Source organism: Sinorhizobium sp. 8-89 (assembly GCF_030124325.1).
Lineage (GTDB): Bacteria > Pseudomonadota > Alphaproteobacteria > Rhizobiales > Rhizobiaceae > Sinorhizobium.
In genome coordinates this window covers 267,140-283,923 of the sequence record NZ_JASKLR010000006.1, presented here as the reverse complement: position 1 = coordinate 283,923, position 16,784 = coordinate 267,140, and the positions used below count along the sequence as shown (strand labels likewise).

Sequence of the window (16,784 nt, the reverse complement as noted above, 5' to 3'; positions counted from 1 at the left end):
TTGGAGTCAACTTATAACCTTGAATGGAGTGTGGCGATGAAGCTGTTTCGTTTCGCCGTACTGGCAATGATAGCCCTTGTTTGGGCAGGCAGGCACGAAACCGTGTTCGCCGCCGAGAGCGCTTCATATCCCATCACCATCAAGCATGCCTTCGGCACTACCAACATCGAGAAGAAGCCGGAGCGGGTCGCAACCGTCGCCTGGGCGAACCACGAAGTACCGCTGGCTCTTGGCATCGTTCCGGTTGGCATGGCGCGTGCCAACTTCGGCAACGACGATGGTGATGGCATTCTGCCGTGGGTCGCCGCACGGCTGGACGAGCTCAAGGCCGAAAAGCCGGTGCTTTTCGACGAGGGTGATGGCATCGATTTCGAGGCGGTCGCCGCCACGCAACCGGACGTCATCCTTGCTGCCTATTCTGGCCTCAGCCAAGCGGACTATGATACCTTGAGCGAGATTGCACCTGTCGTTGCTTATCCTCAGGCGCCCTGGTCGACGGATTGGCGCGAGACAATCCGGTTGAACAGCGCCGGACTCGGGATGACTGCCGAGGGCGAGGCGCTAATCGCCGATATCGAGGTCGACATCGCCCGCACACTTGATCAACATCTTGAACTCAAGGGCAAATCGGCGATGTTCATCACGCATCTCAGTGCGTGGGACCTCAGCATCGTCAATTTTTACACGACCAACGACACGCGCGTGAAATTCTTTGCCGATCTCGGGCTCACATCACCGAAAAGTGTCGTGCAGGCATCGCAGCCCGGAAAATTCTCAGGCTCTGTCAGCGCCGAGCAGATCGATGCCTTCGACGATGTCGATATTCTCGTTACCTACGGCGATGGGACGCTTTTCGATGCTTTGAAAGCCAACCCGCTGATGCTGCATATGCCAGCCGTTGCCCGGGAATCCATTGTCATGCTCGGCAACAACGCGGTTGGCAATGCCGCAAACCCGACGCCGCTGTCGATCAGATGGGTCTTGAAGGACTACGTGAAGCTGCTGAGCGAGGCAGCCAAGAAGCCGAAATGACCGCCGGAATCATCAAGACATCGGACGGGTGTTGGTCGGCCCTGTCCCGTTTCAACCGAATGCGAAGTCTTTGGCTGGCCGCGCTTTTTGCACTCCTGGCGATCTTGCTTGTCACCTCTGTTACCGTTGGCACGCGCAACGTCGGGTGGAACGATATCGCCGCGGCGCTGGGCGGTGCGCAGGATAACATCGGTCGGGCATCGGTCGCTCTGCGCATTCCGCGGACCTTGCTGGCGCTGCTTGCCGGGGGCGCTCTGGGGTTGGCCGGAGCGATCATGCAAGGCGTGACCCGGAATCCGCTAGCAGATCCCGGCATTCTCGGCGTCAACATGGGGGCGTCGCTCGCAGTCGTCGTCGGTGTTGCCTGGTTCGGGATGTCGTCCGCCTATGCCTACATCTGGACTGCGATCTTCGGAGCCGGAAGCGCCGCAATCTTCGTCTACGCCATCGGTTCGCTGGGAAGAGGCGGCGCAACGCCTTTGAAGCTGGCGCTCGCAGGCGCGGCGACGTCGGTCGCCTTTGCGTCCGTGGCTATCGCCGTCGTGCTGCCGCGGGGCGATATCGCCGGCGGTGTTCATTCCTGGCAGGTCGGTGGTGTCGGCGGCGCGACTTACGAGCGTATCCTTCCCGTCTTGCCGTTTCTTCTTGTAGGTTTTGTCATCAGCCTGCTGTCGGCCAGAAAACTCAATTCTCTTGCGCTCGGTGACGATCTGGCGACCGGGCTTGGCGAAAGCGTCGCAACCGCGCGTGCCGTTGCGTCCCTCGGCGCTATCCTTCTCTGCGGTGCGACGACAGCCGTGTGCGGGCCGATCGGCTTCCTCGGACTGGTCGTGCCGCATCTCTGCCGCCTGTTGATCGGCGTGGACCATCGGTGGTTGCTGCCTTTTTCGACGCTTGGCGGCGCGTGTCTCCTGCTCGCGGCGGATGTTCTCGGACGCATCGCCGCACGCCCCGCAGAGATCGATGTCGGCATCGTCACCGCGCTGATCGGTGCGCCATTCTTCATCTGGATCGTCAGGCGCCAGCGTGTGAGGGACCTGTGACAAATCACTCGGCCACCATTGATGTCGTCATCGCAAACCGTCGCAGGCGCGCGCGCAGGCACGCTGTCATTCTTGCGGTGTTGCTGACCCTCGTCGCAGTGATCTTCGCCGTCACGTTGTCGGTTGGGCAATCCATCACGCCGCCGGGCGACGTTTTGCGCGTGCTGGTCGGCGAAACGGTTCCGGGCGCATCCTTCAGTGTGGGACAACTGAGGTTGCCACGCGCCGCGTTGTCGATCCTTGCCGGATTGTGCTTCGGACTGGGCGGTGTTGCGTTTCAGGTCATGTTGCGCAATCCGCTCGCCAGTCCCGACATTATCGGGATCACCTCCGGGGCAGGGGCGGCTGCCGTTTTCGCCATTGTAGTCCTGTCGATAAACGGACCCATGGTTTCGATTATCGCTGTTGTGGCGGGCCTTGGTGTGGCTCTGCTCGTCTACGGCCTTTCTTTCCGCAATGGGGTCGCCGGCACCCGGCTGATCCTTGTCGGTATTGGCGTTTCCGCCATGCTGCAAAGTGTCATCGCCTACATCCTGCAATCGGCGCCCGCCTGGAGTTTGCAGGAGGCGATGCGCTGGCTGACTGGCAGCGTCAACGGCGCCCAGCTTGACCAGGCGCTACCGCTTCTGCTTGCCCTTCTGTCTTTCGGTGGGCTTCTGCTCAGTCGCGGTCGCGATCTCGAGACATTGCGCTTGGGTGACGATATGGCGGCCGGCCTTGGTACGAGGGTCTCGCAAACCCGGATGCTGGTGATTTTAGCAGCGGTCGGTCTGATCGCGTCGGCGACCGCAGCAACGGGACCGATCGCCTTCGTCGCTTTCCTGTCGGGGCCAATCGCCGGCCGGATCATTCGAAACGACGGGTCGCTGCTGATGCCGTCGGCGCTGACGGGTGCCATTCTCGTACTCGCCGCCGACTATGTCGGGCAGCATCTTCTGCCGGGCCGCTACCCGGTCGGCGTCGTAACTGGCGCGCTTGGTGCTCCCTACCTGATATACCTGATCGTTCGCATCAACCGGACCGGAGGCTTGTTATGACCGATCATCTGCTCGTCGCCAGCGGACTGTCGGCCGGCTATGACAATACCGAAATCCTGCATGGGCTCGACCTCACCGTTCCCCCTGGGAAGATCACCGTGATCGTTGGCGCCAATGCCTGTGGCAAGTCCACGTTTCTTCGGACGCTCTCGCGATTGATCGCGCCCAGCGAGGGGCGGGTTCTCCTCGACGGCAAATCCATCCACCGGACACCTTCGCGAGACCTCGCCCGGACGCTGGGTCTGCTGCCGCAATCGCCGATCGCGCCGGAAGGCATCACTGTGGCCGACCTCGTCAGCCGGGGGCGGCATCCGCATCAAAGCCTGTTTTCCCGCTGGACGCGACAGGACGACGAGGCGGTCGACAGTGCGCTTGCGGCGACAAAGACGTTCGACCTTGCCGAGCGGCCGATCGACGAGCTGTCCGGCGGCCAGCGGCAGCGGGTCTGGATCGCCATGGCACTCGCGCAGGAGACAGACATCCTGCTGCTCGACGAGCCGACGACCTTTCTCGACATCAACCATCAGATCGAGGTGCTCGATCTTCTGACCGATCTGAACAGCATGCGCGGCACGACGGTTGTCATGGTCCTGCACGATCTCAACCTTGCAGCCCGCTATGCCGACCATCTCGTCGCGATTGCCGACGGGCGCGTCCACATTTCGGGCACGTCGAACGAGGTGCTGACCGAAGATACCGTGCGGCATGTTTTCGGCCTCGACAGTCGCATCATCAGTGATCCCACGTCGGGTCGGCCAATCATGCTGCCGATCGGGCGTCACCGGATGGCAGCCGCCGATGACATGAGCGACGTGTCACAAAAGGAGAAGTTCGCATGAACGCGGTACCTTCATTCAAGCTGTCCGGCGTAGCAGTTCCCAGCAGTGCTGCCGACATGCTCGACGAGATTTGCGAGCATTTTGTCGAACATGCCGAGGTGGAACGGATAGACGACCTGGCTGTCCTGCGGAGCAAGGTCGGCGTTGCGTGCATCCGGCTCGAAAACGCTCGCTTGTTGATCGATCTCGACTGTCCGACCCCTGAAATGCTGCACATGAGCCGTACGATCCTGGCGGAACATCTTTTCTATTTTGCCGAAGACCAGCCGTTCGAATTGACCTGGTCGGAACCGACGGCTTTGTCGGTGCTGCCGAATCTTCATGAGGTGACAGTCGTCTCGGCGCACGACGTCACTCCGCATATGCGCCGTGTGATATTTTCCTGCGCGGACGTCACGCCTTTTGTGGGAGGCGACATGCATGTCCGCCTGCTGGTGCCGCCGAAAGGCAAACCGCCGGTCTGGCCCGGCTTCCGGGAAGATGGCCGCATCGCTTGGCCAGAAGGCGAGAACGAGCTTGTGGTTCGTGTCTATACCATCCGCGCCGTGGATCACGATCGCGGTGAGTTGTGGGTCGATTTCTTGCAGCATCCAGCCCCAGGGGTATCGACACCTGGTGCCGATTTTGCGCGCGACGCGCAGCCCGGAGACGTGGCCGCACTTCTCGGGCCAGGCGCAGGCAGTCTGCCAGCGGAGCGATCCATTCTGCTGATCGGCGACGAGAGCGCATTGCCAGCCATAGCACGGATCGCGGCCGAGGTTCCGGCTGAAACGCGTATGCGGGCCATCATCGAGGTTGAGGACAAGGCAGAAGAGCAGCCGCTTCCAACCGCTGGCGTGCTTGATGTGCGTTGGTTGCATCGGGGTAGCTATCCGGAAGGTGCTGCCGATATTCTCGTGTCCGAAGCGAAAACTGCGATTGAAACCGTCAATGACGAAGCATTTGTCTGGGCTGCGTGTGAAAGAGGAGACATACGAGCCATCCGGACGTTCCTCAAAGCGCGGCAACATGATCGCAAGAAGATGTATGTCGCTTGGTATTGGGAGAGAAATGTGTAGCACTTCTTTTTGATCCCAAGTTGGAAGAACATAGCGTCGGCTCCAAGTGTCACGTTTGTGGTCGGTTGTCTCCCAGTCGGTCAGTCCATTCTCTACTCATCCTCAGGAACACGTCGCCACTCGCGTCTTCAATGACGGCCTCAGCCTTCCAATTGATGACGGCTGATGCTCGAACATTGCCTCGCCCGTCTGTACTCCGTTCATGTGGAAGCTGACCCCTCTAACTGCGCAAGCATCAGGTTCATTTTGCCCCATCAACAGTGGGCCATGATGTCGCCTTTGTGCCGCCCGTCGGGGACCGATCCGCGCCAACATGAGAAAGTGACGCGGTCCTCACTGCGCTGAAAAATTTGAAAGTCTTTCGTCTGTGCCGTCGAAATGGGTGGCTAGCGATCCTTCGCGCGACGACGCACAATCATTTCGCTCTGCATGAGGCATTCGCTGCGCTCATCCGGTGCGGGCCGAAGGGCCGAATGGCCGCCTGACGTTTTGAATTCCGGGTCGGTTAAAAATACAAATGGCCGGGACGTTGGAGGAGCATCTGCCCGGCCGCTGTCGTTCGGCTGCGTCGTGATGGCGTCTGCCAAGGGAGGAAATATGTTTGAACGACTTTTCAAACTGAAAGAGCATGGGACGACCGCCCGCACCGAGCTGGTTGCCGGCCTCACGACATTCCTGACGATGTCGTACATCATCTTCGTCAACCCCGACATTCTGTCGACGACCGGCATGGATCGCGATGCGATCTTCGTCGCGACCTGTCTTGCCGCCGCGCTCGGCTCGGCAGTCATGGCTCTCGTCGCCAATTGGCCGATCGGCATGGCGCCGGGCATGGGGCTCAACGCCTTCTTTGCCTTCACCGTCGTCGCCGCCCTTGGCTTCACGTGGCAGCAGGCGCTCGGCGCCGTGTTCATCTCCGGTCTCATCTTCCTGCTGCTAACGGTCACGGGCGTGCGAAGCTGGCTGATTGCCGGCATTCCTCATTCGTTGCGCAGCGCCATTGCGACGGGTATCGGCCTGTTCCTCGGCATCATCGCGCTCAAGAACGCCGGTATCGTCGTCGACAACCCGGCGACGCTCGTCGGGCTCGGCGACCTCAAGCAGACCGGACCTTTGCTCGCCATCCTCGGCTTCTTCGTTATTGCCGTACTGGATTCGCTAAGGATCCGCGGCGCGATCCTGATCGGTATCCTCGTCGTCACGGTCCTGTCGATGCTGCTTGGCGTCAGCGAATTCAAGGGCATCGTTTCGGTGCCGCCGAGCATCGCCCCGACCTTCATGCAACTCGACGTTATGGGTGCGCTGCATGGCGGCCTGGTCCATGTCATTCTCGTCTTCGTGCTCGTCGAAGTGTTCGATGCGACCGGCACGCTGATCGGCGTCGCCAAACGCGCGAAGCTGGTCGAGGAAGGCAAGCCAAGCCGGCTCGGCCGTGCTCTGCTTGCCGACAGTTCGGCAATCATCGCCGGCTCGCTGATCGGCACGAGCAGCACCACGGCCTATGTCGAGAGCGCTTCCGGCGTCCAGGCCGGTGGCCGTACCGGTCTTACGGCGCTGGTCATTTCCGTGCTGTTCCTCGCCGCGCTGTTCATCTCGCCACTCGCAGCGGCGGTTCCGTCTTACGCAACGGCGCCGGCGCTGCTCTATGTCGCTGGCCTGATGATGCGCGAGCTCACCGAAATCCAGTGGGACGATTTGACCGAAGCAGCACCCGCGGCGCTGACCGCGATCGCCATGCCCTTCACCTATTCGATCGCCAACGGCCTTGCCTTCGGCTTCGTGAGCTACGTCGTGCTCAAGGTGTTCACCGGCAAGTGGAACGTCATCCACCCGGCAACGCAGATCGTGGCAGCCCTGTTCGTCGTTCGCTTCGCGTTCTTCGGCGGCTGAACGGTTGACGCCGGGGCGGAGGTTTCCGGCCCCCATTTGTTTCCTTGTTCCGACAACGAGTCGGCCGGATCTGCGTTCAGCAGGTTCGGCCTTTCCTTTTGTTGATCGATTGGTCTGGCCGAGATGCCCTCCACTGATGTTGTCAGCAGCATATCTAGGAGGCGACTTCGCCTCTCGCTCCTATCGATACCCGACGCTCGCGAAGCTCTGAAATCATTGAGCTTCAACTTGTCCTGTACTTGTAAAAATATGTTGCCTTCGTCACAGGTTCTGCCATGATTTGAAAAGGAAAAATGAGCGCGATTCTGCATCGTTCGCTTGAGAATTTGTAAAATTGGATGCCGCATGGATGCAATGCAGAACAGGCTTTTGATCATTGCCGATGACCTGACCGGCGCGTTCGATACGGCGGCGCCTTTCGCGGTTCATGGCTTCTCGGTCGACGTCGTCGCAGACCAGAGCGCGCTTGGCGAGGCGATCGAGCGCGGCTCCGACGTGATCGCGGTTACGACGCGTAGCCGCGAAATCGACGCGGCAGAGGCCGCGCGACGCGTCCTCCTCGCGCAGCAGGCGATGACACCTGGCATGCGGATCTTCAAGAAGGTCGACTCGCGCCTGAAGGGCAACGTCGAGGCGGAGCTTTCCGTTCTGGATTTTGCAAGGGCGGTCGTGTTGCCGGCGATCCCGGAATTTGGTCGCGTCGTCGGCGACGGCCAGATCCGCGGCTTCGGGATCGATCAGCCGATCTCCGTTGCCGAGCGCCTGGGTGTCGTCGCCGATCGCGCCGTCGTGCCCGACACGCGGACGGTCGAAGAGATGCGCGTTGCTGTCGATGGGATTGAACCCGGCGATCTTCTCGTCGGCGCGCTTTCGCTCGCCAACGCTTTGGCGAGCAGGACGGGCAGGCCGCCTGCGGAGCCCTTTGCCGCGAGGGAGGGGCAACTGCTTATGGCCATCGGCTCCCGGGATCCGATCACCGTGGCGCAGGTCGAAGAGCTGCGGCGTGCCGTGCCGGATCTCCTCTATCTGGCGGCGCCTGCGGGACAGGTGGAACAGGTCCGCCACGATTACGAGCGCGCAAAGGACGTGACTTTGATACAGGCGGTGGAGGGCGTGTCGCCGGCTAGGGCGTTAGATGTGGCTGCGGCGCTCGCGGAATCCGCGGCCGCGTTTACTGACGGATGCCGGACGATGCTGCTCTCGGGCGGTGCGACGGCGGAAGCCTATTTCGATCGCCAGAACATTCGTGTTCTCCGTCTGGTCGGGGAAGTGCTGCCGGGCCTCCCGGTTGCCGAGCATGACGGCCGATTCTACATTACCAAATCGGGCGGCTTTGGCGATTCCGACACGCTTTCCAAGGTGGTCCGCGCCATGACGAGGAAAGAGGTATTGGCCTGATGCGCGCCGGAGAGCAGCTTTCGCACCGCAAGAGCCTGAGCGAGGTCGTCTTCGAACGGTTGCAACACGCGATCAAATCCGGCGCTTATCAGAGCGATGAGCGTCTGCCTACCGAGCATGAGCTGGCGGCGGAGTTCCAGGTCTCACGCCCGGTCGTTCGCGATGCCCTCAAAAGACTTCGCGATCAGGGCCTTGTCTATTCGCGGCAGGGGGCTGGCAGTTTCGTTCGAATTCAGGGTTTGCGGCAGCCGCTTGGCTTCGGACCGCTCGAAAATATCGCCGATCTGCAGAACTGTTACGAATTCCGCATGACGGTAGAACCCGAGGCCGCGGCGCTTGCTGCCGAGCGGCACAGCGAAACGCAGATCCGGGTGATCAGGCTTGCGCTCGAGACTTTGCAGGACGCGACCAATCGGCAGCGCCATAGGGAGGACGCCGATTTCATGTTCCATCTGGCAATCGCCCAGGCGTCCGGAAATAGCTACTTCTCGACGGCGATGGAAGCGCTCAAGGATCACATCGCCATCGGCATGCAGTTCCACGGTCTGTCGCTGAAAAACTCCGTCGCTGGCTTGCGCCATGTCTACGACGAGCATGCGGCGATCTACGAGGCTATTCGTGACCGAAAACAGAACCAGGCGCGCGAGCTCATGCGTCAGCATATCCGCGGTTCTCGCGATCGGCTTTTCGAGGGCCGGCGTCCGGAGTACACGCAGGGCGGCTGACCTCACATGCCCGTCGCCATGACGTGCACTCAACTCGCCTTCGCGGCTCGCTGACTGTCGATGTCCAGCCCGCGCACGGATACTCCCAGCTAGTCGGCAAAGCATGATTGCTGCTGGCGTAAATCGCCGGCAGTCCAGTGCCGACCGGTGACCTGTCGTCACGGATCTCAAATGAACGTGTGACCCGCGGCTCGTCAGAATGTGGCCCTATAGATGTCCAGCACGTCACGCACAGACATCTCGCGCGGATTGTTGTCCATCAACCGGCGAATGGCGTGAGCCTCGCCTGCCCAAATCTCCAGAGCGTCCGGATCGGCGCCGTGAGCCGACAGACGCATTTCCACGCCGAGCTCCGCGCAAAAGCGGTGGGCTGCCTTGAGGATCTGCGCCTGATCGTCGAACGTGGGAAGGCCGAGCGCATCGAGGACTTCCGCGGTCTTTTCCTTGCGCACCGGTGCGTTGTAAGCGAGCACGTGCGGGAAGATGATGGCGTTTGCCAGTCCGTGCGGCAGTCCAAGCCGCGTGCCGAGCGGGTAGGCAAGGGCGTGGCCGGCAGCCGTATTCACGGGGCCCAAGCAAATGCCGCCGTAGTAGGATGCGAGCATCATGCCGGCGCGCGCTTCCGTGTCGCGCCCGTTCGCCACGGCACGAGCGAGGTATTTGCCGACGAGCCGGATCCCCATGCGGGCATAGCTGTCGATCAGGTCATGTGCGCGGATATTGGTGAAGGCTTCCACGCAGTGCGCCATGGCGTCGATGCCTGTCGCCGCAGTCACCGCCGGCGGCACCGACCAGGTCAGCTCCGGATCGAGGATGGCGATATCTGCCAACAGGTGCGGGCTTTCGACCGCTTTCTTGGAATGCGTGGCGCTGTCGGTGATCAGCGCGCGGATGCCGGCTTCCGATCCCGTACCGGCCGTTGTCGGCACCTGCGCCAGCCGGGTTCGACGGCCTTCGACCTTGTCCGGTCCGACGACGTCGTCGAGCAATTGTGATCCGTCCCAGAGGGCCGCGACCAGTTTCGCAACGTCCAGCACCGAGCCGCCGCCGAGTCCGACGACGAGGTCTGGCCGCAAGGCACGGGCCGCCTCCAGGGCAGCGGTGAGTGCCCTGTCGTCCGGTTCGGCTGGAACATCGGAAAAGATCGATGCCTTGTTGCCGAGGCCGAGCCTTTCCGCAAAGCCGATCGTGTGTTCCGACGCGATGATCAAGACGCGCTGGGCGCTCTCGGCCAAGGCACCGAGCCTCGCCGAGGCGCCCGCGCCGATCTCGAGGCGCTTCGGTTGGTGGAGCGTAATCGGTTTCGCCATTCCGTCCATGATCGCCCCCTCACGCCTCTTCCAGCTGTGCCATGCGGGCCCAGACCGCGTCGCGTTCCGCGTCCGTCACCTCCACCAGGGGCGGATTGACGCGCAGCCAGCCGTTGTCGCCCCGGCGGCGCGCAACCAGCGCCTTGACGGTCGGAAGCTGGACATAGGCATTGGTGAGTTCACGCCACGCGACGATCTTCTCCTGGGCGGCTTTCACCTCCGTCTCCTTGCCGGCGACGTTCCAATTGTCGAAGACGAGGCGCAGTTCGGCGGCGACGAGGTTCGAGCTTGCAGTGATGCAGCCGGCACCACCCGCCTCAAGCAACGGCAGCAGCAACGGGTCGGCACCTGCGAGCACGCCGAAGTCCGGGAAGGCCTTGACCATGGCCTTCATGTTTTCGAGATCGCCCGAACTATCCTTGATGCCGACGACGATTCCCGGGAAATCTTCGCGAAGACGGCCGATGACCTCATGCGGGATCGCCACGCCGGAAACCTGGGGAATGTGATAGAGCACTATCCTCAGCCGGTCGTCGCCGACGCCTTCGATGATGCGGGCATAGGCGCGATAAATGCCTTCTGCGCTGACGCCCTTGTAGTAGAAGGGCGGCAGCATCACGACGCCGCGCACACCAGCCCGGACGGCGTGGCGGGTGAGTTCGATCGTGTCGGCGACGGCCGATTGGGCGGTTCCCGGCAGGAGCTGTTCCGGACGGATGCCGCCGGCAATGGCCCGGTCGAGAATTTCCATGCGGTCCTTCAATCCGAAGGAATTGGCTTCTCCTGTCGTGCCCAAGAGGGCGATGCCGTGGCAGCCTTCGTCCAACAGCTTTCGGCAATGGTCTACGAACAGGCGGAAATCCGGTCTGCCATCGGTCGTCACGGCTGTGGTTGCGGCGCAGAACACGCCGCCAATTTCGAAATCAGACATTTGCGTTCTTCCCGGCGATAAGCTTGCGCGCATAGGCGATAGCGGCGTTCATGTTGACGTGGTTGGCTTTGCCCGTACCGGCGATATCGAAGGCCGTCCCGTGATCGACCGAAGTCCGATCGATCGGCAGGCCCACAGAGACGTTCACCGCCGTGTCGAAGGCGACCAGCTTGATCGGGATGTGACCCTGATCGTGATATTGCGCGATGACGAGATCGAAGCCGCCCTGGTAGGCGCGGTGGAAAACCGTGTCTGCCGAAATCGGGCCCTGTACGTCGATACCTTCGGCACGCGCCTCGGCCACGGCCGGCGCGATGTGCTCGTCATCTTCCGTTCCGAAGAGGCCGTTTTCGCCGCAATGCGGGTTGATGCCGGCAACCGCGATTCTGGGCTTCTCGTAGCCGATGCGTTTGAGATGCTCGTTCCCCGCTCGGATCGTCGCCAGAATGCGCTCGGGCTTGGCGCGCCCGATCGCATCCTTCAGCGAAACATGGGTCGAGACATGGATGACCTTGAGACGCTCAGACGCGAGCAGCATGAAGGCGGATTTCGAGCCGGTCAGCGCGGTCAGCATGCCGGTGTGGCCATCATAGTGGTGCCCGGCCGAATTGAGCGCCTCCTTGTTGATCGGCGCGGTGACGATGCAGCCGATCTCTCCGGCCATTGCAGCCTTGACGGCGAGGTCGATGAAACGAAAGGACGCATCGCCGGAGACCGCGCTAAGCTTGCCCCATGGCAGGGGAGCCCCTTCGATCGGAACATCCTCGACGATATCCCGGAGGTCGAGTTCAATGCCGAGAATTGCCTTCGCTGCCTCGATCTGCGCCAGGTTCCCGAACACCCGCGTTGCGGCCCGGTCGGCGGCGCTCATCTCGGCAAGGGCCTTGACGATGATCTCCGGTCCCACCCCTGCCGGGTCGCCCATGGTTATACCAACGATCTTGCTCATTTAGGGTCTCCGTCGATCCAGCCCCTGGCGAGGCGGACGTATTTGATCGCGCGTCGATGGAAGGTGAAGGCGATGTGGAGGTTGCCTTCACCGTCTTCGAGAAGCGCCGGATAGGAAAGCTCATGATTCCGGCCATCGAGCGAATTGTTCGAAAGGCAGGTGCCCGGGCCATCTTCAACGACGCGCCGAAGCGGAAAGGTCCTGCCGCCGTCCGTCGACACGCAAAGCGTCAGCGGCGCCCGGGGAACGCCCCAGATCGGCGTTATGCCGCCCTCGGCGTTCGGGCGATTATCGTCCTCGCCAAGTTCATCATAGAGCGAATCGCGCCGATCGCTCGATGTTGCCGCTGAGACCGGATTGCAAAGCAGCGCCACGCGTCCGTCGGCGAGACGGACAGTCGCGATCGAGGAATTGTTATTGGGCACATCCGTCGCCTCCGGCGGCGACCAGTTCCGCCCGCCATCGCTGCTCGTCGAACGGTAGACGAAGTCCGCCTGGCGACGGCGGAAGAATGCGACCATCTCGTTATCGTCAAGCGGCACGATCGTCATGTGGACGCAGCCATAGGACTGAGGGACGTCGATGACCGACCAGTTCGCGCCCTCATCGTTGCTGACCGCCACGGCCGCGGTGTCGTGTGTGCCGGTCCAGCGCGCGCCGGGGCGAGGGTTGCACAGGAACAGAGGCAGCATCCAGGCACCATCGTCACGCCGGACGATTGCCGCCCGGATGAACGTCCCGGCCGCCAGTCCAAGATCACGCGCCGGTTCTGAAACGGGCGCTCCATTCTCAAGGATCAAGGACCGTTCGCGCACGCGGCTTTCGTCCTGGTTTCCCGATGGCTGCGCCGTGTGAAACAGGCTGATGCCGCCGTCGGGGCGAACGAAGATCATCGGATTTTGTTCGGAGCGTTCCGGATCGTCGCTGACCTGGACTGTATCCGACCAGGTGCCACTTCCGGGCGCAAGGATCGAGAGGTGAATGGAGATGTCCGATTTGCCCTCGAGTGTCCCGGCAAACCAGGCGCAGGCGAGAGAGCCATCGGGCAGGAACGCCAGGAACGACGCGTGATTGTGAATCCTGGGGGAGGGCAGAAAGGCCTCTTCGCGGTCCGCCTCGATGCGAACCATGTGCCCGTCCATGCGTCTTCCGATCTCTTCTGGGGTCAATTCTCCCCTCCCTTTCCTGTCGATGTGCAAAAGAATTCAAAAATAATCAGATGTTGTCAAGTTGGATATGATCAAATCAGGAGTGCCAATTCGCATTCAGAGTAGCAAAAATTATGTGTTATCAAGCGGATAAAATGGAGAAAAAATACCACCACCCGAAATAGCAATGCATGAGTTGACAAATTGTTGACGTTGATCCAGTCTGGTTTCAAGTGAGCGAGAGGAGCGTCACGGGAGAGCATGGCGGCAATCGTCAATCATCAGAGTGAGCGTTCGACGGCCAAGGCGCTTTGTTGCGTCGCAGTGGCCGCTGCGCTTGCTGCCGCGGATGCGGCGGTTGTGCGTCTCCTTGCGGGTGAGATGCATGCGTTCGTCATCGGCTTCTTTCGCAGCCTCTTCGGCTTGGCAACAATCGTCCCGTTGATCCTGGCGCGCCCTCGCGTTCTCAAATCCGGCTATCGGCTCCAGCATGTCACGCGGGCGGCGCTGAAGCTTGCCGCGCTCGTTTGTTTTTTCATGGCCTTCGCCGCCGCACCACTGGCCGATGCGATGGCGATCATGTTCACGACGCCGATCTTTCTGATGCTTGGCGCTTGGCTTTGGCTCGGCGAAAGGTTGACGCCGGGCCTCGTTTTCGCCCTCGTGGCGGGCTTCGCGGGTGCGTTGATCATCATCGACCCCGCAGGGCAGGGCGGCATGGCCCCGGTCTTGCTTCTGGCGCTCGCCGGCGCCGCGCTGCAGGCGCTCGTACAGCTCATGCTGAAGCGCATGTCGGACCTGGATTCGACCGAGACGCTGGTCGTCTGGAACCTGATCGTAACCGTACCGTTGGCGGCTGTGCCTGCGGCTCTCTACTGGACGACGCCCGACCTTCGCGAGTTCGCCTTGCTCGCACTGCAGGGCGCGATGGGGGCCGCTAACATGGCGCTGATGACCAAGGCATTCAGCATCGCGGACGCATCGCAGATTGCGCCGATGGATTTTCTGCGGCTGCCGTTTGTAGCGGTCATGGCCTGGATCCTGTTCGGCGAGGTCGCAGGGCTCTCCACCTGGCTCGGTGCCGCGATCATTTTCGCTGCGACGATGATCGTCGTCGGAGGCGGGCGACTGAAGCGGCGGGTGGCGGAAGATTGAGACAACCGCCGCCGATTGGCGGCAACCGATGGCGACGGCTCCGCAGCGCGGCCGGACACGGAACATTGAAAGCGCTGGCTCATCAGGGAGGAACAGATGAAGGGTAAGAGACTGTTGTTGGGCTTGATGATGACCGCATCGGCGGCAGCCTCGGCCTGGGCCCAGGAGGCAAAGGACATCACGGTCGTTCTCGATGAAGAGGTAGACCTTGTGGAGCCTTGCATGGCGACGCGCTCGAACATCGGGCGCATCATACTGCAGAATGTCTCCGAGACACTGACGGAACTCGACGTTCGCAATAATAAAGGGTTGATGCCGCGCCTAGCCGAAAAGTGGGAGGAGGCGAGCCCCGGCACCTGGCGCTTCCATCTGCGCAAGGATGCAAAGTTCTCCGACGGATCGGCCTTTGACGCCGGTGACGTCAAGCACTCGATCGAACGGGCGATGAGCGACAAGATCTCTTGCGAAAGCCCGCGCTACTTCGGCGATACCAAGCTTGAGACCAAGGTCGTCGACGACAACACGATCGATATAACCGCGATGCCGGCGCAGCCCATCCTGCCGCTCCTGATGACGCTGGTGACGATCGTGCCTGCCGAAACCCCGATCGAATTCACGCGCGAGCCGATCGGCACGGGTCCCTACAAGCTCACGGAATGGAAGGCGGGTCAGAGCATCACGCTTACGCGCCGCGACGATTACTGGGGCAGCGCGCCGGAGGTGACGAAGGCCACCTATGTGTTCCGCGCCGATCCTTCCGTGCGGGCGGCCATGGTCGCTGCCGGCGAGGCCGACATTGCGCCGCTGATCTCCGAACTCGACGCCAATGACGCCGAGCTGGATTTCAGCTATCCCAACTCCGAAACCTTCTATATGCGGCTCGACCACTCGATCCCGCCGCTCAACGACAAGCGTGTGCGCCAGGCGCTCAACATGGCGCTCGATCGCGACGCCTTCATCGGCACGCTGCTGCCGAAGGGGGCGATCAAGGCGACGGCAATCGTGCCGCCGACGACACTTGGCTGGAATCCCGACGTGAAGGTCGCGCCCTTCGATCCGGAAGGCGCCAAGAAACTGCTTGCCGAGGCGAAGACCGATGGCGTTCCTGTCGAAACGCCCATCACCATCGTCGGTCGTACGAACAACTTCCCGAACGTGGTGGAAGTGCTCGAAGCTGCCCAGCAGATGTTCGAAGAGGTCGGCTTCAAGACGAAACTGCAGATGTACGAAGTCGCGGAATTCGAAAAGCAGTATTCGAAGCCCTATCCGGAAAACCGCGGACCGCAGCTTGTCGCCGCACAGCACGACAATGCGCGCGGCGATCCGGTCTTCTCGATGTACTTCAAGTATGACAGCAACGGCCGTCAATCGGGCATCGCCAATCCGGAGGTCGACAAGATGATCGCCGAAGCGACTGCGGCAACCGGCGAGGCACGCGCTGCCGGCTGGAAGAAGCTCATCGCCTATCTTCATGACGATGTGGTCGCCGATGTGCTGCTGTTCCACATGGTGGGCTACGCACGGGTCAATCCACGGATCGACTTCACCCCGACGATCGCAACCAATTCGCAGCTGCAACTGTCGGAAATCCGCTTCAAGTAAAGCGGACTTTGGAACGGGAAAGGCGGCGGCAACTCCGCCTTTTCCCTACAGCGTCGTGTGTCTTTCAGATGCACCAAAGCGCGCTGTAGCACTTTGAATTACCGCGTGTTTTTTCTTGAGTCGGCTCCGGTTCAGGATGCGGTAAACAATCGGGAGTAGGACCGATGGGAAAAAAGATGATGAGGCGCATCGTGTCGAGTTTCTTCTCGCTCGTCGCGCTCGTGGTTATGGTGTTCTTCCTGTCGCGGCTGACGGGCGATCCGGCAGCCTTGTTCCTGCCGATCGATGCAACCCAGGAAATGCTCGACCAGTTCCGCGAACTGCATGGGCTGAATGATCCTCTGATCCAGCAGTTCGGACGCTATGTCTGGGACGTCCTACAACTCGACTTCGGCGACTCGATCCGCAAGGCGCGTCCTGCGATCGACGTGGTTATCGAGTCCTTCACCTGGACGCTGCAGCTGGCGTTGATCACCATCGCGCTGGTGACCGCGCTCGCCATCACCATCGGCTCGATCGCGGCCTTCCGCCCCGGCGGCCTGTTCGATCGTTTCGTCTCACTGGTTTCGCTGATCGGCGCATCGGCCCCGGATTTCTGGATCGCGATCGTCAGCATCGAGCCGCGAACGACCTGCAGGATCAAGCCGAATGGCCGGATGAAGAGCAC

General features: G+C 61.5%; 14 protein-coding genes and 1 pseudogene. 11 read left to right on the top strand and 4 right to left on the bottom strand.

Features of this window, described 5'->3' with window-relative positions:
* Positions 1 to 36: 36 nt before the first annotated feature.
* From QN219_RS15265 to QN219_RS15230, 8 genes are all read left to right on the top strand, one after another.
* Positions 37 to 1,032 (top strand): iron-siderophore ABC transporter substrate-binding protein, encoded by a 996-nt coding sequence (locus QN219_RS15265; protein WP_284000557.1) that lies wholly within the window; start codon positions 37 to 39, stop codon positions 1,030 to 1,032.
* Complete coding sequence (locus QN219_RS15260) at positions 1,029 to 2,075, top strand: iron ABC transporter permease (protein ID WP_284000556.1); 1,047 nt, start codon at positions 1,029 to 1,031, stop codon at positions 2,073 to 2,075. The genes QN219_RS15265 and QN219_RS15260 overlap by 4 nt, the downstream gene beginning before the upstream one ends.
* Entirely contained in the window at positions 2,072 to 3,112 is a 1,041-nt protein-coding gene (locus QN219_RS15255) for an iron chelate uptake ABC transporter family permease subunit (protein ID WP_284000555.1), read from the top strand. The genes QN219_RS15260 and QN219_RS15255 overlap by 4 nt, the downstream gene beginning before the upstream one ends.
* Positions 3,109 to 3,951 (top strand): ABC transporter ATP-binding protein, encoded by an 843-nt coding sequence (locus QN219_RS15250; RefSeq protein WP_284000554.1) that lies wholly within the window; start codon positions 3,109 to 3,111, stop codon positions 3,949 to 3,951. The genes QN219_RS15255 and QN219_RS15250 overlap by 4 nt, the downstream gene beginning before the upstream one ends.
* Positions 3,948 to 5,009 carry a DUF2218 domain-containing protein gene (locus QN219_RS15245; RefSeq protein WP_284000553.1) on the top strand — a complete coding sequence of 354 codons (1,062 nt, stop codon included), beginning with the start codon at positions 3,948 to 3,950 and terminating at the stop codon, positions 5,007 to 5,009. Before QN219_RS15250 ends, QN219_RS15245 begins: the two co-directional genes overlap by 4 nt.
* 597 nt (positions 5,010 to 5,606) lie before the next feature.
* Positions 5,607 to 6,899 carry an NCS2 family permease gene (locus tag QN219_RS15240; protein ID WP_284000552.1) on the top strand — a complete coding sequence of 431 codons (1,293 nt, stop codon included), beginning with the start codon at positions 5,607 to 5,609 and terminating at the stop codon, positions 6,897 to 6,899.
* Between the two features lie 345 nt (positions 6,900 to 7,244).
* The gene (locus QN219_RS15235; protein WP_284000551.1) at positions 7,245 to 8,297 is read left to right on the top strand and encodes a four-carbon acid sugar kinase family protein; all 1,053 of its coding nucleotides are present in this window, start codon (positions 7,245 to 7,247) and stop codon (positions 8,295 to 8,297) included.
* Complete coding sequence (locus tag QN219_RS15230; RefSeq protein WP_284000550.1) at positions 8,297 to 9,022, top strand: FadR/GntR family transcriptional regulator; 726 nt, start codon at positions 8,297 to 8,299, stop codon at positions 9,020 to 9,022. The genes QN219_RS15235 and QN219_RS15230 overlap by 1 nt, the downstream gene beginning before the upstream one ends.
* Before the next feature lie 194 nt (positions 9,023 to 9,216).
* Here QN219_RS15230 and QN219_RS15225 read toward each other — a convergent pair whose 3' ends face one another.
* Genes QN219_RS15225 through QN219_RS15210 form a run of 4 tightly spaced genes read right to left on the bottom strand, consistent with a single transcriptional unit; the run spans position 9,217 to position 13,381 of the window.
* The gene (locus QN219_RS15225; RefSeq protein ID WP_284000549.1) at positions 9,217 to 10,341 is read right to left on the bottom strand and encodes an iron-containing alcohol dehydrogenase; all 1,125 of its coding nucleotides are present in this window, start codon (positions 10,339 to 10,341) and stop codon (positions 9,217 to 9,219) included.
* 10 nt (positions 10,342 to 10,351) lie between these two features.
* On the bottom strand, positions 10,352 to 11,263 hold the full coding sequence (locus QN219_RS15220) for a dihydrodipicolinate synthase family protein (RefSeq protein WP_284000548.1): 912 nt from the start codon (positions 11,261 to 11,263) through the stop codon (positions 10,352 to 10,354).
* On the bottom strand, positions 11,256 to 12,212 hold the full coding sequence (pdxA, locus tag QN219_RS15215) for a 4-hydroxythreonine-4-phosphate dehydrogenase PdxA (RefSeq protein ID WP_284000547.1): 957 nt from the start codon (positions 12,210 to 12,212) through the stop codon (positions 11,256 to 11,258). Before pdxA ends, QN219_RS15220 begins: the two co-directional genes overlap by 8 nt.
* Positions 12,209 to 13,381: an exo-alpha-sialidase gene (locus tag QN219_RS15210; protein WP_284000546.1), complete on the bottom strand. Its 1,173-nt coding sequence runs from the start codon at positions 13,379 to 13,381 to the stop codon at positions 12,209 to 12,211. The genes pdxA and QN219_RS15210 overlap by 4 nt, the downstream gene beginning before the upstream one ends.
* Positions 13,382 to 13,621: 240 nt before the next feature.
* On the opposite strand from QN219_RS15210, the gene QN219_RS15205 reads away from it, so the two are divergent.
* From QN219_RS15205 to QN219_RS15195, 3 genes and pseudogenes are all read left to right on the top strand, one after another.
* Entirely contained in the window at positions 13,622 to 14,515 is an 894-nt protein-coding gene (locus tag QN219_RS15205; RefSeq protein ID WP_284000544.1) for a DMT family transporter, read from the top strand.
* Positions 14,516 to 14,611: 96 nt separating this feature from the next.
* Positions 14,612 to 16,117: an ABC transporter substrate-binding protein gene (locus tag QN219_RS15200; RefSeq protein ID WP_284000543.1), complete on the top strand. Its 1,506-nt coding sequence runs from the start codon at positions 14,612 to 14,614 to the stop codon at positions 16,115 to 16,117.
* Between the two features lie 164 nt (positions 16,118 to 16,281).
* A pseudogene (locus tag QN219_RS15195) lies at positions 16,282 to 16,784 on the top strand (ABC transporter permease); the annotation flags it as partial.